Origin of the sequence: Sphingomonas sp. Leaf17 (genome assembly GCF_001421505.1) — a bacterium.
In the GTDB taxonomy this organism is placed as follows: Bacteria; Pseudomonadota; Alphaproteobacteria; order Sphingomonadales; family Sphingomonadaceae; genus Sphingomonas.
The window spans coordinates 187,754-210,928 of sequence record NZ_LMKL01000006.1 but is presented as its reverse complement, the minus strand read 5'-3'; the positions used below and the strand labels follow the sequence as shown (position 1 = coordinate 210,928).

24 protein-coding genes are annotated in these 23,175 nt (G+C 66.5%); 11 read left to right on the top strand and 13 right to left on the bottom strand.

Annotated elements, in window-relative coordinates:
* Window positions 1-148: 148 nt before the first annotated feature.
* Entirely contained in the window at window positions 149-2,566 is a 2,418-nt protein-coding gene (locus ASE75_RS10045; protein WP_055932800.1) for a TonB-dependent receptor, read from the top strand.
* Between the two features lie 123 nt (window positions 2,567-2,689).
* A complete protein-coding gene (typA, locus tag ASE75_RS10040) occupies window positions 2,690-4,534 on the top strand; it encodes a translational GTPase TypA (RefSeq protein ID WP_055932797.1) in 1,845 nt (614 codons plus the stop codon).
* Between the two features lie 288 nt (window positions 4,535-4,822).
* On the opposite strand, the gene ASE75_RS10035 is transcribed toward typA, so the two are convergent.
* The 6 genes from ASE75_RS10035 to ASE75_RS10010 form a co-directional block, all read right to left on the bottom strand.
* The gene (locus ASE75_RS10035) at window positions 4,823-5,653 is read right to left on the bottom strand and encodes an endonuclease/exonuclease/phosphatase family protein (protein WP_156340371.1); all 831 of its coding nucleotides are present in this window, start codon (window positions 5,651-5,653) and stop codon (window positions 4,823-4,825) included.
* A complete protein-coding gene (rpoN, locus tag ASE75_RS10030) occupies window positions 5,653-7,143 on the bottom strand; it encodes an RNA polymerase factor sigma-54 (RefSeq protein WP_055932794.1) in 1,491 nt (496 codons plus the stop codon). The genes ASE75_RS10035 and rpoN overlap by 1 nt, the downstream gene beginning before the upstream one ends.
* A 22-nt stretch (window positions 7,144-7,165) precedes the next feature.
* Window positions 7,166-7,888: an LPS export ABC transporter ATP-binding protein gene (gene lptB / locus ASE75_RS10025; RefSeq protein WP_156340395.1), complete on the bottom strand. Its 723-nt coding sequence runs from the start codon at window positions 7,886-7,888 to the stop codon at window positions 7,166-7,168.
* Between the two features lie 171 nt (window positions 7,889-8,059).
* Entirely contained in the window at window positions 8,060-8,635 is a 576-nt protein-coding gene (locus ASE75_RS10020; protein ID WP_055932788.1) for an LptA/OstA family protein, read from the bottom strand.
* A gap of 5 nt (window positions 8,636-8,640) precedes the next feature.
* Window positions 8,641-9,279, bottom strand: coding sequence for an LPS export ABC transporter periplasmic protein LptC (gene lptC, locus ASE75_RS10015; protein WP_055932785.1), 639 nt, complete (start codon window positions 9,277-9,279; stop codon window positions 8,641-8,643).
* A 22-nt stretch (window positions 9,280-9,301) separates the two neighbouring features.
* Entirely contained in the window at window positions 9,302-9,919 is a 618-nt protein-coding gene (locus ASE75_RS10010) for a ribonuclease D (protein ID WP_055932782.1), read from the bottom strand.
* 284 nt (window positions 9,920-10,203) lie between these two features.
* Between ASE75_RS10010 and ASE75_RS16110 the strand changes: the two genes are divergently transcribed.
* The 3 genes from ASE75_RS16110 to ASE75_RS09995 all read left to right on the top strand — a co-directional run bounded on the left by ASE75_RS16110 (window position 10,204) and on the right by ASE75_RS09995 (window position 13,740).
* Window positions 10,204-11,073 (top strand): cold-shock protein, encoded by an 870-nt coding sequence (locus ASE75_RS16110; protein ID WP_055932780.1) that lies wholly within the window; start codon window positions 10,204-10,206, stop codon window positions 11,071-11,073.
* Window positions 11,074-11,146: 73 nt separating this feature from the next.
* Window positions 11,147-12,031: a glutaminyl-peptide cyclotransferase gene (locus ASE75_RS10000; RefSeq protein ID WP_235512632.1), complete on the top strand. Its 885-nt coding sequence runs from the start codon at window positions 11,147-11,149 to the stop codon at window positions 12,029-12,031.
* A 596-nt stretch (window positions 12,032-12,627) separates the two neighbouring features.
* The gene (locus tag ASE75_RS09995) at window positions 12,628-13,740 is read left to right on the top strand and encodes an acyltransferase family protein (protein ID WP_055932777.1); all 1,113 of its coding nucleotides are present in this window, start codon (window positions 12,628-12,630) and stop codon (window positions 13,738-13,740) included.
* Between the two features lie 3 nt (window positions 13,741-13,743).
* On the opposite strand, the gene ASE75_RS09990 is transcribed toward ASE75_RS09995, so the two are convergent.
* The gene (locus ASE75_RS09990; RefSeq protein WP_055932774.1) at window positions 13,744-15,336 is read right to left on the bottom strand and encodes a cisplatin damage response ATP-dependent DNA ligase; all 1,593 of its coding nucleotides are present in this window, start codon (window positions 15,334-15,336) and stop codon (window positions 13,744-13,746) included.
* Between the two features lie 50 nt (window positions 15,337-15,386).
* Here ASE75_RS09990 and ASE75_RS09985 point away from each other — a divergent pair, with 50 nt between their 5' ends.
* On the top strand, window positions 15,387-16,241 hold the full coding sequence (locus tag ASE75_RS09985) for a metallophosphoesterase (RefSeq protein WP_055932769.1): 855 nt from the start codon (window positions 15,387-15,389) through the stop codon (window positions 16,239-16,241).
* Here ASE75_RS09985 and ASE75_RS09980 read toward each other — a convergent pair.
* From ASE75_RS09980 to ASE75_RS09965, 4 genes are all read right to left on the bottom strand, one after another.
* Window positions 16,222-16,407 (bottom strand): DUF1328 family protein, encoded by a 186-nt coding sequence (locus ASE75_RS09980; RefSeq protein ID WP_055932766.1) that lies wholly within the window; start codon window positions 16,405-16,407, stop codon window positions 16,222-16,224. The genes ASE75_RS09985 and ASE75_RS09980 overlap by 20 nt on opposite strands.
* 61 nt (window positions 16,408-16,468) lie before the next feature.
* Window positions 16,469-16,966: a Dps family protein gene (locus ASE75_RS09975; protein WP_055932763.1), complete on the bottom strand. Its 498-nt coding sequence runs from the start codon at window positions 16,964-16,966 to the stop codon at window positions 16,469-16,471.
* A 102-nt stretch (window positions 16,967-17,068) separates the two neighbouring features.
* Window positions 17,069-17,635: a TMEM165/GDT1 family protein gene (locus ASE75_RS09970; RefSeq protein WP_055932760.1), complete on the bottom strand. Its 567-nt coding sequence runs from the start codon at window positions 17,633-17,635 to the stop codon at window positions 17,069-17,071.
* A 4-nt stretch (window positions 17,636-17,639) separates the two neighbouring features.
* Window positions 17,640-17,969 (bottom strand): hypothetical protein, encoded by a 330-nt coding sequence (locus tag ASE75_RS09965; protein ID WP_055933338.1) that lies wholly within the window; start codon window positions 17,967-17,969, stop codon window positions 17,640-17,642.
* 195 nt (window positions 17,970-18,164) lie between these two features.
* Here ASE75_RS09965 and rpmG point away from each other — a divergent pair, with 195 nt between their 5' ends.
* The gene (gene rpmG / locus ASE75_RS09960; RefSeq protein WP_055932757.1) at window positions 18,165-18,332 is read left to right on the top strand and encodes a 50S ribosomal protein L33; all 168 of its coding nucleotides are present in this window, start codon (window positions 18,165-18,167) and stop codon (window positions 18,330-18,332) included.
* A gap of 100 nt (window positions 18,333-18,432) precedes the next feature.
* On the opposite strand, the gene ASE75_RS09955 is transcribed toward rpmG, so the two are convergent.
* Entirely contained in the window at window positions 18,433-18,795 is a 363-nt protein-coding gene (locus ASE75_RS09955) for a response regulator (protein ID WP_055933335.1), read from the bottom strand.
* A gap of 41 nt (window positions 18,796-18,836) precedes the next feature.
* On the opposite strand from ASE75_RS09955, the gene ASE75_RS09950 reads away from it, so the two are divergent.
* The 4 genes from ASE75_RS09950 to ASE75_RS09935 all read left to right on the top strand — a co-directional run bounded on the left by ASE75_RS09950 (window position 18,837) and on the right by ASE75_RS09935 (window position 21,590).
* Window positions 18,837-19,118 carry a DUF3572 family protein gene (locus tag ASE75_RS09950; RefSeq protein ID WP_055932754.1) on the top strand — a complete coding sequence of 94 codons (282 nt, stop codon included), beginning with the start codon at window positions 18,837-18,839 and terminating at the stop codon, window positions 19,116-19,118.
* Window positions 19,115-19,759 carry a hypothetical protein gene (locus tag ASE75_RS09945; protein ID WP_055932750.1) on the top strand — a complete coding sequence of 215 codons (645 nt, stop codon included), beginning with the start codon at window positions 19,115-19,117 and terminating at the stop codon, window positions 19,757-19,759. The genes ASE75_RS09950 and ASE75_RS09945 overlap by 4 nt, the downstream gene beginning before the upstream one ends.
* 40 nt (window positions 19,760-19,799) lie before the next feature.
* On the top strand, window positions 19,800-20,267 hold the full coding sequence (locus ASE75_RS09940; RefSeq protein WP_055932747.1) for a RidA family protein: 468 nt from the start codon (window positions 19,800-19,802) through the stop codon (window positions 20,265-20,267).
* Between the two features lie 189 nt (window positions 20,268-20,456).
* A complete protein-coding gene (locus ASE75_RS09935) occupies window positions 20,457-21,590 on the top strand; it encodes a GNAT family N-acetyltransferase (protein ID WP_055932744.1) in 1,134 nt (377 codons plus the stop codon).
* On the opposite strand, the gene ASE75_RS09930 is transcribed toward ASE75_RS09935, so the two are convergent.
* Entirely contained in the window at window positions 21,565-23,166 is a 1,602-nt protein-coding gene (locus tag ASE75_RS09930; protein ID WP_055932741.1) for a hypothetical protein, read from the bottom strand. The genes ASE75_RS09935 and ASE75_RS09930 overlap by 26 nt on opposite strands.
* Between the last annotated feature and the right edge of the window lie 9 nt (window positions 23,167-23,175).

The following is a 23,175-nucleotide window of genomic DNA, read 5'->3' as shown; positions in this document are numbered from 1 at the left end:
CGTTCCTGGGCGAACCCTGACGCGGTTCGGGGTGCGGTTCAAGTGTGTTGCTGATGTAATACGCAAATGTCGCCGTTCAATCACGCGAACGACCCGAAACTGCAATCATTCCACCGTAGCAACGACGCCAAGAACAAAGGGGACGACCATGACCACGACGCTGACCCGCGGCCTTGTCGCCGCGCTGCTGTGCTGCGCCTCATCGGGGGCGCTTGCGCAGGCCGCCGTTCAGGCACCACCCTTGCCAGAGGCCCCACAGGACGCGCAGGACCGGCTTGCGACCGATGGCGGCGATATCGTCGTGACCGCGCAGAAACGCGAGCAGTCGATCAAGGACGTGCCGCTGACCGTGTCGGCGCTGAGCGGCGCGCGGCTGGCCGAGATCGGTGTCAATTCGCTGTCGGAAATGGCGCTGTTCATCCCCGGCCTGCGCATCCAGGAGCAGAGCGCGAACAACCCCGGCTTCGTCATTCGCGGCATCACGTCGGATTCGGGGTCGTCGCAACAGGGCGCGCGCGTCACCTTCTATTACAACGGCGTCGACATTTCGCGGACGCGCGGCGCGTATCAGGATCTGTACGACCTTGAGCGGGTCGAGGTGGTGAAGGGGCCGCAGGCGACGCTGTTCGGCACGGCGGCGGCGGTCGGCGCGGTCAGCATCATCTCCGCCAAGCCCAGGCCCGGGTTTTCGGGCGAGCTGAACGCGACCTATGGCAATTTCAACCGGACGCAGGTGTCGGGGTTCCTGAACGCCGGCAACGACACGATCGCCGCGCGGCTCGCCTTCGCGTACAAGTACCGCGACGGCTATGTCCGCAACATCGCCGGCGATCCCGATGTGCCGAACCAGAATCAGGGGCGCGTCGATCAGGACGATCTGAACGGGCAGGATCAGCGCGGCGTACGCGGGTCGATCCGCTGGACGCCGACCACCAGCCTGACCGCCGACCTTGTCCTGACCTATGACGGTCAGCGCAATCCCGGCACCGCTTTCAAGAGCCGCGCCTTCGCCCCGACCGGCGGGCAGACCGGCGACTATGGCTATGCCGAATTGTCCGGCTCGCCCTACAGCCTTGAGGTGTTCGGCAAGCGCAAGCTGGGGCTGGACCGGAATGTGTACGACGCCAACCTGACGGTCGCGGTCGATGTCGCGCCGGGCGTCACCTTCACCACGGTCAACGGATATCGCCGGTTCGACAGCAACGAGACGTTCGACGCCGATGGCGGCCCGGCCTGGTATCTGGAGTTCGCCGAGGACGCCAAGGGCGACCAGTGGAGCCATGAAAGCCGCTTCGCGTTCGAGGGGCCGAAATATCGTGCCTCGTTCGGCTGGAACGCGTTCTTTGAAAACAATTCCCAGCGCGTGCCGTTCTCGACCGAGGAGGGGACGTATCTCGCCTGTTCGGTGACCGGGGCCTATGCGCCGTTCCGTAACAACCTGAACCTGGCCGGTATTCCCACGGGCACGGGTTGCGTCGCGCCGAACGGCACGATCCCGGCGGCGTCGCGCGCGACCGCGATCCTGACGCGCGGGGCGGCGAGCCAGATTCCCTATGCGGCGGTGTTCACCAATTTCGGCAACAACGACACCTATTCGATGTTCGCCGATGCGACCTGGATCCCGACACCGGCGCTGGAACTGACCGCCGGCGCGCGGGTGCTGATCGAGGACCGGCAGTCGGGCTACAGCTCGATCCAGCCCAATTCGGCGATCCTCGCGTCATTCGGGATCCGCACCAGTTTGCTGGGCACCGCCAACACCAATGGCGTGAAGTTCGAGGCGCAGCGCAGCTTCGCCGCCGTCCTGCCCCGCGTGAACGCGCTGCTGCGCATGACCGACGACGTCAACCTGTATGCGACGGTCAGCAAGGGGCGCCGATCGCCGGTGGTGCAGCTGGCCGCGCGCGCGGGCACTCCGGTGACGCCGAACCTTCAGATCGTGCCGGAGGAGAATGTCTGGAACTACGAAGGCGGAATCAAGGGCGCGGTCGGGCCGTTCAGCGGGTCGGTCGGCGTGTTCTACCAGAATTACGACGGGTTCCAGGTGTCGGTGACCAACAATGGCGTGACGACGACGCAGAGCGCGGGATCGGCCAAGAATCTGGGCGTCGAGGCCGAGGGCAATCTGCGGCTCGGCCAGGTGCTGACCCTGTTCGGCAGCTTCGCCTATATCGACGGCGGCATCGGCAAGGATACGGTCAACGGCGTGTTCGCGGGCAACCGCTTCCGCCTCCAGCCCGAGATCACCGCCGCCGCTGGCGCGACGCTGCGGATGCCGGTCGGGTCGGCAACGCTCTACGCCACGCCGTCGGCGACCTATCAGAGCAAGGTGTTCTTCGAATTGCCGAACAACAACGCCATCAGCCAGGGCGGCTATACGCTCGTCAACGTCCGCGCAGGGCTGGAGTTCGCCGAAGGGCGATACCGGATCGGCGGCTTCGCGCGCAACCTGACGAACAAGCGGTATCTGATCGACGCCGGCAACACCGGTGGCGGGTTCGGCGTGCCGACCTATATCGCCGGCGAGCCGCGCTTCTATGGCGTGGAGCTGGGCGGCAAGTTCTGACCCGAAAAAAAACGGTGCGGGCGCAGGCGGGCGGGGAACCTTCCTGCCCGCACCTTGTTGCCGCGCACCATTTCGGCTAAGGGCGCGGCAATATCGACCCACATCTACGAAATCGAGAACCTTATGAGCCTCCGCAACGTGGCGATCATCGCGCACGTCGATCACGGCAAGACGACCCTGGTTGACCAGCTCTTTCGCCAGTCCGGCACGTTCCGCGACAACCAGCGCATCGAAGAGCGCGCGATGGATTCGAACGATCTCGAAAAAGAGCGTGGGATCACGATTCTCGCCAAGCCGACCTCGGTCGACTGGACGCCCCCGGGTGCCGCTGAAAGCATCCGCATCAACATCGTCGACACCCCCGGCCACGCCGATTTCGGTGGCGAGGTCGAGCGTATCCTGTCGATGGTCGACGGCGTCGTCCTGCTGGTCGATTCGTCGGAAGGCGCGATGCCGCAGACCAAGTTCGTGACCGGCAAGGCGCTGGCGCTGGGCCTGAAGCCGATCGTCGTCGTCAACAAGGTCGACCGCGCCGATGCGCGCATCCAGGAAGTGCTGGACGAGGTGTTCGACCTGTTCGTGTCGCTCGACGCGAATGACGACCAGCTCGACTTCCCGGTGCTCTACGCGTCGGGCCGCAACGGCTATGCCTCGACCGACATGGACGCGCGCGAAGGCACGCTGATCCCGATGTTCGAGACGATCGTGAAGCATGTGCCCGCGCCCAAGGTGGAAGTGGAGGACGTACCCTTCACGTTCCTGGTCACGCTGCTGGACCGCGACAACTTCCTTGGTCGCGTGCTGACGGGCCGCGTCAATTCGGGCAAGATCAAGCTGAACCAGCCGATCCACGCGCTGAACAACGACGGCAAGATCGTTGAGACGGGCCGCGCGTCCAAGATCATGTCGTTCCGCGGCCTGGACCGCGTGCCGGTCGACGAGGCCAAGGCGGGTGACATCATCTCGCTTGCAGGGCTTTCGGTCGCGACCGTGGCCGACACGATCGCCGACATCACGGTGACCGAGCCGCTGCACGCACAGCCGATCGACCCGCCCACGCTGTCGATGCGCTTTGCCGTGAACGATTCGCCGATGGCGGGTCGCGAGGGCACCAAGGTGACGAGCCGCATGATCCGCGAGCGCCTCTTCCGCGAAGCCGAGTCGAACGTCGCCGTGAAGGTGACCGAGGCGGCTGACAAGGACAGCTTCGAAGTCGCCGGCCGCGGCGAGCTTCAGCTGGGCGTGCTGATCGAGACGATGCGCCGCGAAGGGTTCGAGCTGGGCATCAGCCGCCCGCGCGTGCTGTTCGGCGAGGACGAGGACGGCAAGAAGACCGAGCCGTACGAAACCGTCATCATCGACGTCGATGAGGAGCATTCGGGCACGGTCGTCGAGAAGATGAACCTGCGCAAGGCCGAGCTGACCGACATGCGTCCGTCGACCGGCGGCAAGACCCGCATCACCTTCTCCGCGCCGTCGCGGGGCATGATCGGCTATCACGGCGAGTTCCTGTCGGACACGCGCGGCACCGGCATCATGAACCGGCTGTTCGAGAAGTACGGTCCGCACAAGGGCCAGATCGAAGGTCGCAAGAACGGCGTGCTGATCTCGAACGGATCGGGCGAGGCGAACAACTACGCACTGGGTCCGCTCGAAGAGCGTGGCATCCTGTTCGTCGGCCATGGCGAGGCGCTGTACGAGGGCATGATCGTCGGCGAGAACGCCAAGCCGGACGACCTTGAGGTCAACCCGATGAAGACCAAGGCGCTGACCAACTTCCGCGCCAGCGGCGGCAAGGACGATCAGGTCCGCCTGTCCCCGCCGAAGCGTGCGACGTTGGAGCAGGCGATCGCGTATATCGACGATGACGAGATGGTCGAAGTCACGCCGAAGTCGATCCGCCTGCGCAAGCGTCACCTTGATGCGAACGAGCGCAAGAAGGCCAGCCGCGCCAAGATCACCGGCTGATCGTTCGGACCAATGACGACGAAGGGGGTGGCCGAAAGGCTGCCCCCTTTTTCATGTGCGGGGTCGTCGGGCGGCGGATTGGGGGGACAGCGGAAGGCCTGTCTGGTTGTTGATGCCGACAACCAGCTTGTTCTGCTTATCGGCCGATGACATCATCCCGATCCGTCATTGCGAGCGTAGCGAAGCAACCCAGGGCTGTGTCTCCGACGCTCTGGATTGCTTCGCTACGCTCGCAATGACGGGGGCCTACCGTCGGGGCCGACCATACCGCCCGCCGCCTGCTGCTGGTCAGCGCCAGCGAAGCACGGTCATCACCGGAAAGTGGTCCGACGAATAGCGAACGCCGTCATGGTCGGTGATCGTCGCATAGGACCGGGGCGTGAACCGCCGTGCGAAAATCCAGTCGATGCGGCGGTCGGGCGTCCCGGTGAAGTCGTGGAAGGTTTCCACCGGGCCGGTCGCGCCGGCGATCCGGGTATCGGTCAGGCTTGCGGTCAGCGTGGCATAGGCGGCGCTGCCCGGTACGGTGTTGAAGTCGCCGGTCAGGACAACCGGTGTCGTGCCGGCGATGGTGGCGATCCGCCGGGCGATCAGCGCGGCCGCCCTGGTCCGGGCCGATTCGTCTTCCGCGCGGTAGGGGAAGTGGGTGTCGAACAGATAGAAGGTTCGACCGGTGCGGGTGCGGAACTTGCCCCAGGTGACCATGCGCGGCAGCGGATGGCCCCAGGTGATGCTGGCGATCGTGTCGGGCGTGTCGGACAGCCAGAAATCGCCACTGGCCAGCAGGGTCATCCGGTCGCGGCGATAGAAGACGCCCATATGCTCGTCGCCATGCCCGCCACGCCGGTCGCGACCGAACCAGGTGAAGGCCGGCAGTTTGCCGACGATATAGTCGCCCTGAACCTTGAACAATTCCTGCGTGCCGATGATGTCGGGATCGGCACGGGCGATGGTGGCGACCAGCAGGTCGCGGCGCTGCGCCCACGCGTTCGGCCCGTCAGACGCGATCGGCAGGCGAACATTGAAGCTCATGACGCGCAGGTCGCGCGGGCCGTCCTTCGCGGTTGCGGGGGTGGCCATGGCGACAAGCGCCGCCAGCATCATCACGAAACGGATCATTATCCCTCCAGAGCGCGGGCGCGGCGACGCTGGACCGAACTGCCCAGCCCGAGGGCCTCGCGATATTTGGCGACCGTGCGCCGGGCAATGTCGAAGCCCTTCGCGTTCAGCAGGTCGACCAGCGTATCGTCGGACAGGATCTTGGCCCCTTCGTTGGCGATCAGCGCGCGGATCGCGTTTTTTACCGCCAGCGCCGAAACCGCCTCGCCGCCCTCGGTCGCCGCGATTGCGCTAGTGAAGAAATATTTCAGTTCGTAGAGGCCACGCGCGCAGGACAGATATTTGTTGCTGGTGACCCGACTGACGGTCGATTCGTGCATCTCGATCGCTTCGGCGACCTGTTTCAGCGTCAGCGGGCGCAGGTGGGTAACACCGTTCAGGAAGAATGCCTCCTGCTGCTTCACGATCTCGGTCGCGACCTTGATGATCGTACGCTGGCGCTGGTCGAGCGCTTTCACCAGCCAGTTGGCGCTGGCGAGGCAATCGGACAGCCAGGCCTTCGACGTCTTGTCCTGCTTCGTGCCGGACAGCTCGGTGTAATAGCCGCGGTCGACCAGCACGCGCGGCAGGGTTGCGCCGTTCAGTTCGATTGCCCAGCCATCCCTGGTGCGGGCGATGAACAGGTCGGGGACGACCGCGCGCGCCGGCTCGCCACCGAAGCGGCAACCGGGTTTCGGATCATAGCCGCGTAGTTCGCGGATCATGTCGGCCATGTCTTCGTCATCGACGCCGCACATCCGCTTCAGCCGGGTCAGGTCGCCGCGCGCCAGCAGATCGAGATTGTCGATCAGCCGGGCCATGCAGGGGTCGTAGCGATCCGCCTCCTCCGCCTGCAGGGCAAGGCACTCGGCCAGGTCGCGCGCGCCGACGCCGGTCGGATCGAAGGTGTGGATGACCGCCAGCACCGATTCAACCCGGGCAATCGGCACGCCCAGCCGGTCGGCGACCTCACGGAGCGGTGCGGTCAGGTAGCCGGCGTCGTCGATCTGGTCGATCAGATGTGCGGCGATAAACTGGTCCGCGCCGTCCACCGCGACGCCGGCCTGCGCCAGCAGATGGTCGTGCAGGCCAAGGCTGGTGTCGGCGAACGCGTCGAGGTCGGGGCCGTCTTCGCTGCCCATCCCGCCGCTGCCGGTCGCGGCCAGCCCAAGGCCACCGTCAAGGCCGCCGATGCCGTCGGCAGCGCTGTCGTGATGGAAGCTGTCGGCGGCAAAATCGACGTCGATCGCCGCTTCGCCCGCGTCGCCGCCGGACAGGACGAGTTCGTCGGCCCCGGCCGGGGTATCGCGCAATGGCTCGGGTGTCGGTCCCGCGTCGCCGCCGTCGTCGGTGCTGCCGGCCTGCAACAGCGGGTTGCGCTCCAGCTCCTCGGCCAGAAACCCCTCAACCTCAAGATTCGACAGCGCGAGCAGCTTGATCGCCTGCTGCAACTGCGGCGTCATCACCAGCGACTGCGACTGGCGGATGTCGAGGCGGGGGGCGAGGCTCATGGGGTGGGCGGTGACGTCATGGTCAGAGCGAGAAGCCCTCGCCCAGATACAGGCGGCGGACATTGGCGTCGGCGACCAGTTCGGCGGGCGAGCCGGTGAACAGCACGCGGCCGTCATAGATGATGTAGGCGCGGTCGACGATGTCCAGCGTCTCGCGGACATTGTGGTCGGTGATGAGCACGCCGATGCCGCGCTGCTTCAACTGGCACACCAGGTCGCGGATGTCGGCGATGGAGATCGGATCGATGCCGGCGAACGGTTCGTCGAGCAGGATGATCGACGGATTGGCGGCCAGCGCGCGGGCGATCTCTGCGCGGCGACGCTCGCCGCCCGACAGCGCCATCGCCGGCGCGTCGCGCAGGCGGGTGAGGCCGAATTCATCGAGCAGGGTTTCCAGCTTGGCCGCGCGCGCGGCGACGTCCGGTTCGGACAGTTCGAGGACGGTGAGGATGTTCTTCTCGATCGTCAGTCCGCGAAAGATCGAGGTTTCCTGCGGCAGATAGCCAAGGCCCAGAATGGCGCGGCGATACATCGGCAGGCCGGTAATGTCGTCGCCATCGAGCATGATCCGGCCCGAATCGGGCTTCACCAGACCCATCACCGAATAGAAGCAGGTCGTCTTGCCCGCGCCGTTGGGGCCGAGCAGGCCGACGACCTCGCCCTTGCCGACCGACACCGATACATCGGTCAGGACGGTGCGCTTGTCATAGGACTTGGCGATCGACACGACCTGAAGCCCATCCATGACCGGTGCCTCGACGATCGGTTCAGCCATCGGGACGGGGCCGATGTCAGGAATGTCGAGCGTTGGGGCGTCCATGGATGTCATGCCTTGCAGGAATGGATTGCGGTGTCGTTACCGCAACTGCGTCTGGCAGGAAACATGCATGTTCGCCGTGATGCCCGGCGGATCGGCTCAGTTGCGTTTGGGCACCGAGAAGGTGCCGGTCACGCGGCCGCCGCGCTGGGTAACGGTGCCCGCACCCGGATCGACCGTGCCGCCTGACGTGCCGCCGCCGGCGACCGACGACCCGTCGATGACGGCGCGGTCGGTATCAAGATTCAGCGTCAGCCGACCGCCGCTCACGGTGTTGCCGTTCTGGGTCAGCGTGACGCCGCCCAGCATGGTGATGACGCGGCGATTGAGGTCATAGACCGCGTACTGGCTGCGCGCGGTCTGGGTCGGGCGCTTCACGACGACGCTGCCCGATGCGTCGAGTCGCGACACCTGCGGACTGCCGCCGATGACCTGACCGGTATAGGCCACCGTCATCCGCGCGGCGTTCAGCGTCATCGTTCCCTGCCGCACCGCGACGTTGCCGCTGAGCACCGCGCGCGCCGCCTTGTCCTGCAATTCGATGTGATCGGCGCCGAAATCGATCGGCGCGTTCGAATCATGGCGCGCCTGCGCCGATGCCGGGACCGCGAACGGCAGCGTCGACAGGAGCGATGCCGAAGCAAGCAGGGCGAGGTGGAGAAGGGGCAAGCGCATGGCGGCTATTTCGTGCGTCGCGGGTCAATCCGCAAGCGGGCATTGCCGTCCAGCGTTACAGTGCGGGCTTCCAGGTCGGCGCGCATCGCGTCGGCGCGGAACGTCCCCTGCGGCACGGTGCCGGTCGCGACCCCGCCGCTGCGCATCTGGCGCGTCTTCAGGTCGACGATGGCGTTGCTGGTGTCGAGCCGGTAACCGTTGGCGGCGGTGACGTTGACCGGGCCGTCGATCTTCACCTGTTCGCTGTCCATGTCGTAGCGGCCGGTATCCGCCTTGATCTGGGCGGGGCCGTCGGTCAGCTGGATCAGGGCTGCCAGCGCGTTCAGCTGGACGATCGGTTCGGCCGAGCTTTTCTGGATCGCGGAGCCGGCCGACAGCGAGAATCGCTGACCCTTGCCGTCCTCGCCCCGGTACTGCGCCGCCTGGATCTTCATCCGCTCCTTGGCGACCTCGACCTTGTTCTTGTCGAGCACGAACGACACGTCACCGCTGGCGGTCAGCGGGGCCATGACCAGAAACGCCGCCAGCACGCCGATCGCGGCGGGCAGGGCGAAGCGCAGCGTCCCGATCAGCCGGTCGTGGCGGCTGCCGGGCGCAGCCCAGACCTGGCGGTGCGAACGAACGATACGGGCAGTTTCGGACATGGGCCGGCCTTAGGGCAAAGGATTACATATGCGCAAAGATATCGACCTCGGGCCAGCCGGCCAGATCGAGCGCGGCGCGGGTCGGCAGGAAATCGAAGCACGCCTGTGCCATGTCCATGCGCCCCTCGCGCTTCAGGCGGCGGTTCAGCTCGTCGCGCAGGCGGTGCAGATAGCGCACGTCGGACGCGGCATATTCCTTCTGCGCATCGGACAGGACGGGCGATCCCCAGTCCGACGACTGCTGCGCCTTGGACAGTTCCTGCCCCAGCAGCTCGCGCACCAGTTCCTTCAGGCCGTGGCGGTCGGTGTAGGTGCGCACCAGCCGCGACGCGATCTTGGTGCAATAGACCGGGGCCGCGGTGACGCCGAGATAATGATCGATCGCCGCCAGGTCGAACCGGCCGAAATGATAGAGTTTCACCCGGGCCGGATCCTCCAGCAGCGCGCGCAGGTTGGGTGCCGCGTAATCGCTGTCGGGGGCGAACCGCACGAGATGTTCGTCGGGACCGCCGTCGGACAGCTGGACGACGCACAGCCGATCGCGCGGGGTCAGCAGGCCCATCGTCTCGGTGTCGACGGCGATGTCGCCCGGGCCGAACGTGTCGACGGGCAGATCTTCTTCGTGCAGATATACGGTCATGCCATGTGCCGTAGCGAAGCGGGGGCGTGCGCTCAATGCCAATGCGCGATGGCAGACACCGTCCGGTCGTCGGAACGGGGCGCAAGTGTGCCGCCAAGGCCACAATTCGGCCAGTATCGACGCGAGCCGGTGCCGGCGTGCGACGAATCTGTTCGCGAGGGCCGATAAAGTGCGCTATGGATATGAAGTGGCGCAAAAGGTTTGGCGTCCAAGGACCTGCGTTCGTCGCCCGGCGTTCAGGTTTTGCTGATTTCATGGGCGAACCGGGAAGACGAACAGGGCTTATGGGTTTCGACAAGGGTGGCCGCGGCAATCGTGGCGGACGCGGGCGCGACAAGCGCGATAGCTTCGGTGGCGGCAGCGACGATTTCGGCGGCGGCAGCAGCTATGGCGGCGGCGGTGGATTCGGCGGTGGCAGCAGCTATGGCGGCGGCGATCGTGGCGGCTTCGGCGGCGGCAGCAGCTATGGTGGCGGCGGCGGTGATCGCGGCGGCTTCGGCGGCGGCGGCGGCGGCGGTGGTTATCGCGGCGGCGGCGGTGGCGGCGGCTTTAGTGGCGGCGGCGGCGGTGCCGGTCGCGGCATGCCCCCCCAGGTCGTCGGCGAGGGCACGGGTGTCGTCAAGTTCTTCAACGCGCAGAAGGGTTTCGGCTTTGTCGTGCGTGATGACGGCGGCGAGGACGTGTTCGTTCACATCAGCGCGGTCGAGCAGGCCGGCCTGACCGGTCTGGCCGAAGGTCAGCCGATGGGCTTCACGCTGGTCGATCGCGGTGGCCGCATTTCGGCGACCGAGCTGAAGATCGACGGCGAGCCGATGGCTGTCACCGACCGCGGTCCGCCGCGTGACCGTGATGCGCCGCGCGATTCGCGTGACGCACCGCGCGACTCGCGTGGTCCGATGGGTGGCGCACAGGCCGGCGGCGCGCAGCGTCAGCTGACCGGTGAAAAGGCGACGGGCACCGTCAAGTTCTTCAACGCGATGAAGGGCTTCGGCTTCATTCAGCGCGACGATGGCCAGCCTGATGCATTCGTGCACATTTCGGCGGTCGAGCGTGCCGGCATGGCGTCGCTGAACGAAGGCGACCGGCTTGAGTTCGAGCTGGAAGTCGATCGTCGTGGCAAGATGGCGGCGGTGAATCTGAACGGCGCAAGCTGAACCGACGACCATGAAAAGGGCGCGCAGACGATGGGTTCGCGCGCCCTTTTTTATTCTACCCCTGATCCTGGGTGTGTCGGCGGTTCCGATCGCGGCACACCCGCCCGTCGCTTTCGCGCTGGCAACGATCAGCGTTTCTGCCGGGTCGGCGCTGAAACTGCGCGCGGTCGTCGGTGCGCAGCGGCCGGCGGTGACGGCATCGGCCACATCCGACACGCCCGTGCGTGCCACCCCCGCCATTCGCGCATTCGCGACCAGTATTCCTGCCAGTATCCCTGCGCGCGTGATCGCGACGCTGCCGCACGATCCCGACGCCTTTACCGAAGGCCTGCTGATCAAAGACGGGCTGCTGTACGAAAGCACGGGTAATCTTGGCCGATCGGTGATCCGCGTCAGTACCCTCGCGACCGGCCATGTGCTGCGCGAAGCGGCGCTTGCCCCGGCGCTGTTCGGAGAGGGCATCGTCGACTGGCGCGACGAGATTGTCAGCGTGACGTGGAAGACGGGTCTTGGTTTTCGCTGGGACCGGGCAACGCTCGGCTATCGCGGCAGTTTTCGCTATCCGGGCGAGGGTTGGGGACTGACGCACGACGCCACCTCGCTCATCCTCAGCGATGGCACGCCGATCCTGCGAATCCTCGACCCCGTGACCTTTGCCGAACGGCGGCGGGTGACGGTCACCGCCAACGGTGTACCGGTGCGCGATCTCAACGAACTCGAATGGGTCGACGGTGAAATCCTCGCCAATGTCTGGCGTACGACACGGATCGCGCGGATCGAACCGGCAAGCGGGCGGGTCAAGGGCTGGATCGACCTGTCGGCAATCGCCGCGACGATGCCGAAGGATGACCCTGATTCAGTCGCCAACGGAATCGCGTGGGACGCAAAAACGCGCCGACTGTATGTGACGGGCAAGAACTGGCCGTCGCTGTTCCAGATCGCGTGGCCGCCACGCTGAGCGCGTATGCCGCGCAGGATCGGCACGCCGGTGATCGGCTATGTCGGGCCTTGGATCAGTTTAAAATCCAGGGCCTTATCCAGCCGCGATGATCAGATAGGCACTCAGCGTATGTGTCATCTTTTGTATCACCCCGCCTATGTCGCCTTGGAATGCTTCGGGCGGCTTGACCGCGCGCTGGCACGATTCAGACCAACTCAAGAGGCCAAGCGCGATAAAGCCTTGGGCGGATCGACATTCATCCCGGCAATGTCTTTAGCGATCGTCATCCCGGGCTTGACCCGGGATCCAGAGCCACAGGCGACGGCCCTAGATTCTGGGTCAAGCCCTGGATGACGGAGGAACCGACGAGGATCGGCTGTAAAGACGGTGGATGTCGATACGTCCTGGGCTGAGATCGCCCGTTATCTGCCATTCTGTGTGCTGTGCGGTTGGTATTCTGCTGGCGCGGGTGCGTCTCCTTCAACTCGCGCGATCGGATCTGCCATCGACCAAATGACGGGGCGACGTTCACGACCATCTGACCATCGCCGCATTTAGCGTCACCGGCCGTAACAATCTGCGCATCCCGTCCGCGAACGGCCTAGGGTAGGCGCATGACGACTCATCCGACCGGACGCCTTCCGTCGCTCGACCTGTTGCGCGGTATCGCGGTGATGGGGATGATCCTCGTCAATTCGGCGGCGGCGATCCATTACGACCGGCAGGTGGCGGTGCCGCCGTGGCTGCTGCATGCACATTGGAACGGGCTGACGCTCGCCGATCTCGTCTTTCCGGCCTTTCTGATGATGATGGGCGTCGCGGTGCCGATGGCGGCGGCGGGGCGGGGTGCGCGAGGGATCGGTCCGGGGCAGGCGCGGCGGATCGGCGGGCGCGTCATCCGGCTGGTGCTGCTCGGCGTCGTGTTGTCGAACCTGTACTGGTTTGCGCGCTTCGACAGCGGCGCATGGCGGCCGTTCGGCGTGCTGCAACGGATCGGCCTCGTCTACGGCGCCTGTGCGCTGCTGTATCTGGGTTGCGGTCGGCGGGTGCGGGTCGGACTGATCGTTGCGATCCTGATCGGCTATGCGCTGCTGTTGCTGGTGCCGACGCCGGACGGGGTGCCGGTCGACCTGATGCTACCGGGGCGCAACGTCGCCGCGTGGGTCGACCGCTGGCTGCTGGGCAGTCATCGCTATGTCGCGGGCGCGGCGGGTTATGATCCCGAGGGCGTATTGGGGACGTTGCCGGCGATCGCGCACGGGCTGATCGGGGTGGAGGTCGGCGCGTATCTGCTGGTCGCGCGTGGGCGAGCGGCGGCGTTGCGACTGGCGCTGGCCGGCGCGGCGATGATCGCCGGCGGACTGCTGGCCGCGCTCGTGTCGCCGATCGTGAAGGATCTGTGGTCGAGCAGCTTCGTGCTGGCGACGTGCGGCACGACGACGCTGGCGCTCGGCGGCCTGCACGCGTTGGTCGATCATGACGGGTGGAAGCCGGGGCGGGCCGCGACCACCGCGCGCGATTTCGGGATCAATGCGGTCGCCGCCTACACGCTGCACATGGTCACCGCCTCGGTCGTCGGCTGGGATCTGTTCTACGCCGTCGTCGCGCCGTTGATGCTGGTCCTGCCGACCCCGGTCGCGGCGATGGCACCCGTGCTGCTGTACATGGCGGCGATCGGGGCTGCGATGGCGTGGCTGCGGCGGCAGGGCTGGATCGTGAAGCTGTAGGCGTCAGACGATCATGCGGGTCAAGGTGTCGATCCGGTCGGCCTCGGCCGCCGGCTTGTCGAGGCGGATGCGGGCGATCCGGGGGAAGCGCATGGCGACGCCGGATTTGTGGCGTTTCGATTCGTGGATCGAATCGAACGCGATCTCCAGCACCAGCGACTTTTCGACCTCGCGAACCGGGCCGAAGCGGTTGAGCGTGTTCTTTCGCACGAAGCCGTCGAGCATCCGCAATTCCTCGTCGGTGATGCCCGAATAGGCTTTCCCCACCGGCAGCAACTCGCCGTCCGCGGTCCAGCAACCGAAGGTGTAGTCGGAATAATAGCTCGATCGCCGGCCGGAGCCGCGCTGCGCGTACATCATCACGCAATCGGCGGTCAGCGGATCGCGCTTCCACTTGTACCACAGGCCGGTGCGGCGGCCGGTGACGTAGGGCGAATCGCGGCGTTTGAGCATCACCCCCTCGATCGCGGCGTCGCGCGCACCGTCGCGGACGGCCTCCAGCGCGGTGAAATCGGTGGCGGCGATGACCTGGCTCAGGTCGAATCGGTCGGGGTCGAGCCGCGCGACGAAGGCCTCCAGCCGGACACGGCGTTCGGTCCACGGCAAGGCGCGCAGATCCTCGGTCCCGTCGACGAGAATGTCGTAGAGGCGAACGAAGGCGGGATAGTCGGCGAGCATCTTCGCCGACACCGTCTTGCGCCCGAGACGCTGTTGCAGCGCGTTGAAACTGGCAGCGCCACCGCCATCCTCCAGCGTGCCGCCCTGATGCGCGCCCTTGACCAGCAACTCGCCATCGACCGCGCCGATGCCGGTGAAGGCGGCGGCGACGTCGGGAAAACTGGCGGTGACGTCGTCACCGGTGCGGCTGTAGAGGCGGGTCTGGCCGGCGACGTGGACGATCTGGACGCGGATGCCGTCCCATTTCCATTCCGCGACATAGTCGGTCAGATCGACGCGCAGATTTTCCAGCGGGTGTGCGAGCATGAACGGGCGGAAGACGGGGACATCGGCGGGGGTCGGCTGCTCCCCGCGCCCCTCCGCCCAGTCGAACAGCGTCGCGTAGGGCGGTGACAGGCCGTGCCACACCTCCTCCACCGCATCGACATCCAGCCCGAACGTGTCGGCCAGCGCCTGCTTGGCGAGGCGGGCGGACACGCCGACGCGGAGCGCGCCGGTCGCCATCTTGAGCAGGGCAAAGCGTTCTTCGGCATCCGACTGGTCAAGCATCGCCGCCAGCGCGCCGGGGGCATCGGCGCGGGACAGATGCGCCAGCCGATCGACCACATCGGAGACGGACAGCGGCGGCAGGGCGGGCGCGGGGTCCGGCGTCGGCCACAGCAGCGCGACGGTTTCGGCGGTGTCGCCGACATAGTCGCGGCTCATGCGGAACAGGACCGGGTCGACCCGCTGTTCGATCAGCCCCCTGATGACCGCCGATTTGACGCCGGGCAGGTCGAGATCGCCGGTGAGCGCCGCCATCGCCCAACCGCGATCCGGGTCAGGCGTGGCGCGCAGATAATCGCCGATCAGCCGCAGCTTGGCGTTGCGCGACCGGGTGTAGATGAGCGAATCGAGAAGCGCGGCGAAGGCGTGCATGACCGGGTAACGCTTAGGGCCGGGCGCGGCTCCCGATAGGAGAGATCGCCATGCGCTTTCCGCCTCTCATACCGATGGCTGCCGTCCTGTTCGGCATCGCGGTCGCGATTGTCGGCGTCGGCCTCGCCAACGCGGTGGCTGATCCGGTGGTCCGGCGAACCGGTATCGCACTGCCGGACTGGCCGGCGGGCGCGGCCCCGGTGACGATTGCGCTGGTCAGCGATCTGCATGTCGGCAACATGACCATGCGCGCCGGGCGGCTGGAGCGGATGGTGGCGCAGGTGAACGCGCTGCGGCCGGATCTGGTTCTGATGGCCGGCGACTTCATCGGCGGCCACCACCGCGTCGATGCGGCGCTTGGCGAACCGATCCTCGCGCGGGGGCTTGCGCGGCTTCGCGCGCCGCTGGGCGTCGTGGCGGTACTGGGCAATCACGATCACTGGACCGACGCGGTTCGCGTTCGGCGCGCATTGCGGCGCGCGGGGGTGACGGTCCTGGAGAACGGGGCGGCGGTGCGGGGACCGGTGGTTATCGGCGGCCTCGACGATCGTGTCACCGGGCATGATCGCCTGCGCCGGACCATAGCGGCGATGCGGGCAATGCCCGGTGGCCGTGTCCTGCTGGCGCATTCGCCCGATACTCCGCCGGATCTGCCCGACGATATCACCATGCTGATGGCCGGACATACCCATTGCGGGCAGGTTGTCCTGCCGGTGTATGGCGCGGTCGTGTCGGTATCCGACCATGGTGACCGGTATCGTTGCGGCATCGTGCCGGAAAAGGGGCGGCGGACGATCGTGACGGCCGGGCTGGGGACGAGTGGGCCACCGCTGCGCTACGGCGCCCCACCCGATATCTGGCTGATCCGGCTGGGACCGGCATCCGTCAGTCGATCGCGCTTTTGACCGCCTTGCCCGCGAGCAGACCCATCACCAGAAACACGACGAACAGCGCGATGGCGATGAAGAACAGGATCTTGGCGATGCCGATGAACGCACCGCCGATGCCGCCGAAGCCGAGCAGCGCCAGCACGAGGCCGATGACAAGAAAGGTGAATGCGAGTTTCAGCATGGCGGGATCCCTGCAAGTAGAAAGGGCAACCCGAAGGCCGCCCCGGTAATCAACCTTGTCATCAACCCTTACGGCTGGCCTCGAACAGGAACCAGGCGCGTTCCTCGGCCTGGTCGATCCAGTCGTCGGCGAGGCTGCTGGTCGCGGTATCCTTGGCTTCCTCGGCGCGCTCGCGGGCTTCGCGTAGCGCCTCGACCAGCTTCAGATTGTCGTCACGCAGTTCGGCGAGCATCGCGTCGGGACCGACGAAGTCCTTGTCGTTGTCGGCGATATTCTGATGACGGGCGATGTCGCCGATCGAGCGCAGCGTGGTGTTGCCGGTCTTGCGGACCCGCTCGGCAATCGCGTCGGTCACGCCCAGAATCTGCGTCGCCTGATCGTCGAGCATCAGGTGGTAATCGCGGAAATGCGGGCCGGAGACATGCCAGTGGAAGTTCTTGGTCTTCAGATACAGCGCGAAACAATCGGCCAGTGCGATGTTCATCGCCTCGGCAACGGATTTGGTCGCGTTGCTGTTCAGGTCGGTCGGGGTTTTCAGCTTGGCGGTGGTATCGGCCATCGGGCGTCTCCGGTATGAAAGGATGTCGCCGACGTAACGATCCACCTCCGCATTGGCTCCCGGGGCGATCAAGCGATCGTTTGCGGCTGCGTGATCGACGCGTCAGATCAGTCCGACGCCGCGCAGGCCCATGACCAGCCCCGCGACGAGCATCATGACCGCGACGACCAGCCGGATCCGCGCGAGCGGCAGGCGCTGCCATCCCGCTTCGCCCAGCGTCACGGCGACGGCGACGACGGCGAGCGAGCCGATCGTCGATCCCAGCGCGGCGGCCCATGGCAGGGGCGACCGTGCGGCCAGGGCCATCACGACGAACTGGATGCCATCACCAAAGGCGAGGATGAACAGGCCGAGCAGGCTGGTCAGCGCGACGCCGATGCGCCATCCCGTCAGGCGGGCCGGAGCCTTGGCCGGAAACAGTGCGCCGCCGCCCTGCAATAGCAAGGCAAGTCCCAACAGGACGTCGCGCGCGCGCGGGCTGAGCATCGGCGCGACCAGCATGGCGGCGATCACCGCCAGCGCGCCCGCCGCGGCCAGGGCAACGCCGGCCATCGCGATCACGATGCCGGGCCGACGATAGCGATCGGCGAGGATCGCGGCCAGCCATGCGGTTCGGTCACCGATCTGCGCCAGCGCGGCCACGACCAGCGCGGCCATCAATACATCCATGCAATCAGCTCGCGAATCGGACCGAACAGGCGGCCGCATAGGCATCGCATGCCTGTGTATCGAACCGGTCGCAACCGACCGCATCGGCCAGCACGCCAAGCCAGCCATGAACGAGCGGCCCGTGTTCGCCGCGCGCGATCGCCGAATCGAGCAGGGCGGCGACGGTGACCGCCGGGTGCAGGCCGCCGCGCCATGCAATGCGACGGATGATCGCGATGTCGGGGGCCAGGTCGCAGGCGCGGGCATAGGGGGCGCGGACGTCGAGCGATGCGATTCGCGCCGCCAGATCCGCGCGAATCGAGTCGAGGTCGTTTGCCACGGTTACCTGCCCCATCATCCCGCTCCTCCATGATTATGGGGACAAAGCTGCGCCCATGGTGGTAAACATCGCATGAAAGCGTGGGTGCGGTGCGGGTTTGCCGGGCGTGGCGGTTGACTTTGGCGCGTGCGTCCGCCATGCGCTGCCCCCTGATGAGCGGCGGCGCGTCCGCCGCTTTTGCATTTCTACAAGACACAGGAACTTAGGCTCATGGCCAAGCCGACCACCGTCAAGATCAAGCTCTTGAGCAGCGCCGATACCGGTTTCTTCTATGTCACGAAGAAGAACCCGCGGACGAAGACCGAGAAGCTGAGCTTCAACAAATATGATCCCGTCGTGCGCAAGCATGTCGCGTTCAAGGAAACCAAGATCAAGTAATCCGCGTCGGCGGCCCTCGGGCTGCCGATGGATTCGACGGTTTGTGGGTCGCAGGTCACGGGCTTGCGGCCCGTTTTCTGTTGGTCGTGGAAGTGGGGCGCTACAGCAGCGCGCCGACCGCCTCCATGAAGCGGGCGAGGCTGATCGGCTTCGAGACATAGGCATCGGCCCCGGCCGCGCGGATCCGCTCCTCGTCGTCGCGCCCGGCATAGGCAGTGACCGCCATGACGGGGATCGTGCGCAGGTCGTGATCGGCCTTCAGCTCCAGGATCAGGTCGTAGCCGGTCACATAGGGCATCTGGATGTCCATGATGACGAGGTCGGGCAGGAACGCGCGGGCGCGCGCCACCGCCTCGCGGCCGTCACGCACGGGTTCGACCGCGAACTGGTGCGCGCGCAGCAAGTCGCAGAAAAGCTTCAGGTTCAGTTCGTTGTCCTCGACAACGAGCACCCTTTTTGTCACCCGATATCGTCCCATCTTCCCGCAAGAAAGCACGGTACGCAATGGCGCGCACGGATACAAACAAAGATGGCGGGGATCCGACCCAGCTTGCCCTGCGCGCGCTGGTGTGGACGCTGGCCGAACCGGAGCGGGCGATGCGGCTGCTGTCGGTGACGGGTCTGGACCCGCACGACCTGCGCTCGCGGGCGAGTTCACCGGCGGTGCTGGCGGCGGCGCTCGCATTTCTGGAAAACCACGAACCCGACCTGATCGCCTGCGCCGCCGCGATCGACACGACCCCACAGGCGCTGGTCAACGCCCATGCCGAACTGGAGACGATGTGAAGCCCCTGCTCATCAGCGATTGCGACGAGGTGTTGCTGCACATGGTGCGGCATTTTGGCACCTGGCTGGACGAGGCGCATGCGATCGACTTCGATCTCGGCGCGGGCGATTTCGCCAACAGCATGACCCGGCGCGACGGCGGTCCGGCGGTGACGCGCGAGGAGATGTGGGATCTGCTCGGCGGGTTCTTTCCCGACCAGATGAACCGGCAGACGCTGGTGCCGCATGCGGCCGAGGCGCTGGCCGCGATCGGCGAAATCGCCGACATCGTCATCCTGACCAACCTTGGCGACCACTGCCGCGATCCGCGCAGCGAACAGCTCGCGCAGTTCGGCATCCATCACCGGGTCGTCTGCAATACCGGCGGCAAGGGCGATCCGGTCGCGCGACTGGTCGCCGAATATCGGCCCAGCGTGACCGTGTTCGTCGATGACCTGGCGGTGCATCACGAATCGGTCGCGAAGGCCTCGCCGCAGGTCCACCGGCTGCACATGATTTCCGAACCGGACCTGGCCCGGCATGTCGCCAGGGCGCCGGCCGCGCATGCGCGGATCGACGACTGGCGCGAAGCGCAGTCCTGGATCATCGCCCGCTTCGCCGAGGGCGTGCCGGCGGTTACCTCGATGGGGGTGTTGGCGTAAGGCTTGACCACGGGCGGGCGGGTGTGGTGATGGCGGTGGCATGACCCAAGCAATCGACGCAAAGCTGGCCGAGCGCGGCCTTTCCCTGCCCCAGGCCGCAGCGCCGGTGGCGTCCTATGTTCCCGTCGTCGAGGCGGGCGGGCTGCTCCATGTATCGGGCCAGTTGCCGTTTCTCGACGGGCAACTGATGACCGGGCGGGTCGGCGACGGTGCCGACCTGGCGTTCGCGACGCAGGCGGCCGAACGCTGCGCGCTGATGGTGGTGGCGCAGGTGAAGGCGTATCTCGGCGGCCTCGACCGCGTCGAACGGATCGTGAAGCTGGGCGTGTTCGTCAACAGCCACGCCGACTTTACCGACCAGCCCAAGGTTGCCAACGGCGCGTCGGACCTGATGGTCGCGCTGTTCGGCGACGCCGGCAAGCATGCCCGCAGCGCGGTCGGCGTACCGGTCCTGCCACTGGGTGCGGTGGTTGAGATCGACGCGATCATCGCGGTAAAGCAGGGCTGAGCAACCTAGCCTCCTGTTCCCCGGCAAGGCCGGGGAACAGGAGGGCAAGCGGTTGTCGCCTATTGCGGACGTTGACCTGACTGAACCCCGGCCTTCGCCGGGGAACGGATGTGGTGCGGTCAGCCTGCGCTTCGCTAATCCGCTTCCGCCCCTTGGAGCGCCCCGTCCGCGCCCCTATTTCCGGGCGATATGACGACCGTCACCGCCCGCATCGCCAGTGGCGTCGCCGCCATCCCCGCCCAGCACTGGGACGCCTGCGCCGGCACGGGCAATCCGTTTGTCAGCCATGCCTTTCTGTCGGCACTGGAACGGTCGGGCAGTGTCGGCCCGCGCACAGGCTGGCAGGCGCTGCCGATCGTCGTCGATGACGCCGACGGCGTGCCCGTCGCGATCGCGCCGGCTTATGGCAAGAGCCACAGCCAGGGCGAATATGTCTTCGACCATGCCTGGGCCGATGCGTGGACGCGCGCCGGCGGCGACTATTACCCGAAGCTGCAGATCGCCGCGCCATTTTCCCCGGTGCCAGGGCCGCGCCTGCTGCTGCGCGACGCCGCGCGCGGACCTGAGCTGATCGCTGCGATCGAGGCGCTGGTCGACCAGAACAACCTGTCGAGCGCGCACGCGACCTTCATCGCTCCGCACGAGGTGCCGGTGTTCGAGGCGGCGGGCTGGCTGATCCGGCAGGGAACGCAGTTTCACTGGCGTAACGACGGCTATGCCGATTTCGACGGGTTTCTCGCAGCACTCGCCAGTCGCAAGCGCAAGAGCATCCGCAAGGAGCGTGCCGCCGCGCTGGAGGGGCTGACCGTTCGGCATGTGTCGGGCGCGGACCTGACCGAAGCGGACTGGGACGCGTTCTGGGTGTTCTATCAGGATACCGGCGCGCGCAAATGGGGGCAGCCCTATCTGACGCGCGCGTTCTTCAGCGAGATCGGGCGGACGATGGCCGATACGGTGCTGCTGATCCTCGCCGAGCGGGACGGGGTGCCGATCGCCGGTGCGCTGAACCTGATCGGGGGTGATACGCTGTACGGGCGCTATTGGGGCGCGACCGAGGAGGTGCCGTTCCTGCATTTCGAGCTGTGCTATTATCAGGCGATCGACGCGGCCATCGCGCGCGGGCTGGCGTTCGTCGAGGCCGGCGCGCAGGGCGAGCACAAGCTGGCGCGCGGTTACGCGCCGGTCGCGACGTGGTCGGCGCATTATATTCCCGATGCCGGGTTCCGGCGCGCGGTGGCGGGCTTCCTGGATCGCGAGGGGCAGGCGGTGGTGGTCGAGCGCGAGTATCTCGACGACTTCACTCCGTTCCGGAAGGGCCCCTGAACGAGGGCCACAGCTGCGGTGGCGGGCGGCGGTCGTCGATCCGGTACAGCACGTTGCGGCCATTGCGCCAGATCGGCGTCAGCCCGGTCAGCAGCCGCCGGTCGACCCTGGACGGGTTAAGCAGCCAGACATAGTCGAACGCGTCGCGCGGCAGCGTCTGCAACGAAAAGCTGAGCGGCCGCCACCACTGACCCCGGCAATAGACGTCCGTCACGATCTGCGACGGATCGTGGGCGAAGGCGCGCGCGGGATAACGGGTCGTCAGCGTCTGTGCGCCGGCCATCGACCATTGGTCGTTGGAAAAGGCGAGACGACGAACCAGCAGCATCGCCGGCACATGATCGAGCCGGGTGAAGGTCCAGTCGTCGCTGCACCGACGCCCGACGAAGCTGACGACGCGGGCACCGCGCGGGATGTGGTCGAGCGCGGTGAGGGTCGCATCATAGCTGCGGTCGTACAGCACGAAACTGGCGGTGGTGCCGGCCAGCCGCACGCCGAAGAACGCCAGGCCGATTGCCGCGAACGTGGCCGCGCCGCGCAGCGACAGGCCCTTTTTCGGCCGCAGCGCGACGATCGCGATGGCCAGCGCATAGGGGGCGAGCCGCATGTCGGCATAGGCGGAGCCGAACACGATGCGCGGCAGGATGAAGAACACCGCGAACAGAAACAGCGCGGACAGCCCCAGATTGCGCGAATATTCGATCCGGTCGTCGCGGAACCCCTTTACGAGGATCATGTAGAGAACGATTGCCGAGGCGACGTCATACGCCTTCCACCGGTCGCGCAGGACCATCGCCATCCAGCTGATCTTGGCATGCCAGTTGAACCAGTCGCCGGTTTCGCCGGTGACGTGATTGCCCGACCGCCAGAAGATCATCAGCGCCATCGGCAACGCGAGCGGTACGCAGCCAAGGCCGGCGCGGACAAGGGATTCAAGCCAGTGGCGCAGGCCGCGCTTGTCCCGCGCCTGCGCCAGGTCGTGCTGGCGGATCAGTTCGGCCGACAGCGCCAGCACGCCCAGCACACCCCAGCCGAAGGTATGGCACAGCCACAGCAGGCACGAGACGGGCACGAAGATCGCGGCGCGCAAGCCCAGCCGCCCCAGCCGTGCCAGCCGCAGCCACAAGGCGAACAGGTTCAGCGCCAGCGCGATGGCGAGCGCGAAATTGACGAAGCCGAACTGGAACGGGAAGCAATAGGCCAGCGGCAGCGCAAACAGCGCGGTGGCCGGGATCCGTCCATGCACCTCGCGCGCGATCCACAACAGGCCGGTGACGGTCAGGACCGGGATCGCCATGACGATCAGCTTGGTGCCAAGCTCAAGCCCGAACAGGTAGCCCATCGGGATGACGAGCAGGTCGATCCCCAGATTGCCGATCATCGACCATTGGAAATTGTACCAGTCGTGCAGCCAGGGCGCGCTGTTCCACGCCTCCTGCACGCGGTAGCGGCCCATGTGCCCCGGCAGGTCGACCAGCGGCGGAATGTCCGGCCACAGCAACGGGATCGCCGCCGCGAGTGCCATCGCCGCCACGAACCATCGTGTTTGCCACCAGTGCAGCCGATCCCCCTGCATCCGCCCGCC

Coding starts and splice junctions, on each gene's coding strand:
- ASE75_RS09985 (WP_055932769.1), top strand. CDS start 15,387: ATGCGCTTTCCGCCTCTCATACCGATGGCTGCCGTCCTGTTCGGCATC.
- rpmG (WP_055932757.1), top strand. CDS start 18,165: ATGGCCAAGCCGACCACCGTCAAGATCAAGCTCTTGAGCAGCGCCGAT.
- ASE75_RS09995 (WP_055932777.1), top strand. CDS start 12,628: ATGACGACTCATCCGACCGGACGCCTTCCGTCGCTCGACCTGTTGCGC.
- ASE75_RS09975 (WP_055932763.1), bottom strand. CDS start 16,966: ATGGCCGATACCACCGCCAAGCTGAAAACCCCGACCGACCTGAACAGC.
- ASE75_RS09980 (WP_055932766.1), bottom strand. CDS start 16,407: ATGCTGAAACTCGCATTCACCTTTCTTGTCATCGGCCTCGTGCTGGCG.
- ASE75_RS10035 (WP_156340371.1), bottom strand. CDS start 5,653: ATGATCCGTTTCGTGATGATGCTGGCGGCGCTTGTCGCCATGGCCACC.
- ASE75_RS16110 (WP_055932780.1), top strand. CDS start 10,204: ATGGGTTTCGACAAGGGTGGCCGCGGCAATCGTGGCGGACGCGGGCGC.
- ASE75_RS09965 (WP_055933338.1), bottom strand. CDS start 17,969: ATGGGGCAGGTAACCGTGGCAAACGACCTCGACTCGATTCGCGCGGAT.
- ASE75_RS10010 (WP_055932782.1), bottom strand. CDS start 9,919: ATGACCGTATATCTGCACGAAGAAGATCTGCCCGTCGACACGTTCGGC.
- ASE75_RS09950 (WP_055932754.1), top strand. CDS start 18,837: ATGGCGCGCACGGATACAAACAAAGATGGCGGGGATCCGACCCAGCTT.
- ASE75_RS09930 (WP_055932741.1), bottom strand. CDS start 23,166: ATGCAGGGGGATCGGCTGCACTGGTGGCAAACACGATGGTTCGTGGCG.
- lptB (WP_156340395.1), bottom strand. CDS start 7,888: ATGGATGGGCTTCAGGTCGTGTCGATCGCCAAGTCCTATGACAAGCGC.
- ASE75_RS09990 (WP_055932774.1), bottom strand. CDS start 15,336: ATGCACGCCTTCGCCGCGCTTCTCGATTCGCTCATCTACACCCGGTCG.
- typA (WP_055932797.1), top strand. CDS start 2,690: ATGAGCCTCCGCAACGTGGCGATCATCGCGCACGTCGATCACGGCAAG.
- rpoN (WP_055932794.1), bottom strand. CDS start 7,143: ATGAGCCTCGCCCCCCGCCTCGACATCCGCCAGTCGCAGTCGCTGGTG.
- ASE75_RS10045 (WP_055932800.1), top strand. CDS start 149: ATGACCACGACGCTGACCCGCGGCCTTGTCGCCGCGCTGCTGTGCTGC.
- ASE75_RS09940 (WP_055932747.1), top strand. CDS start 19,800: ATGACCCAAGCAATCGACGCAAAGCTGGCCGAGCGCGGCCTTTCCCTG.
- ASE75_RS10020 (WP_055932788.1), bottom strand. CDS start 8,635: ATGCGCTTGCCCCTTCTCCACCTCGCCCTGCTTGCTTCGGCATCGCTC.
- lptC (WP_055932785.1), bottom strand. CDS start 9,279: ATGTCCGAAACTGCCCGTATCGTTCGTTCGCACCGCCAGGTCTGGGCT.
- ASE75_RS09935 (WP_055932744.1), top strand. CDS start 20,457: ATGACGACCGTCACCGCCCGCATCGCCAGTGGCGTCGCCGCCATCCCC.
- ASE75_RS09970 (WP_055932760.1), bottom strand. CDS start 17,635: ATGGATGTATTGATGGCCGCGCTGGTCGTGGCCGCGCTGGCGCAGATC.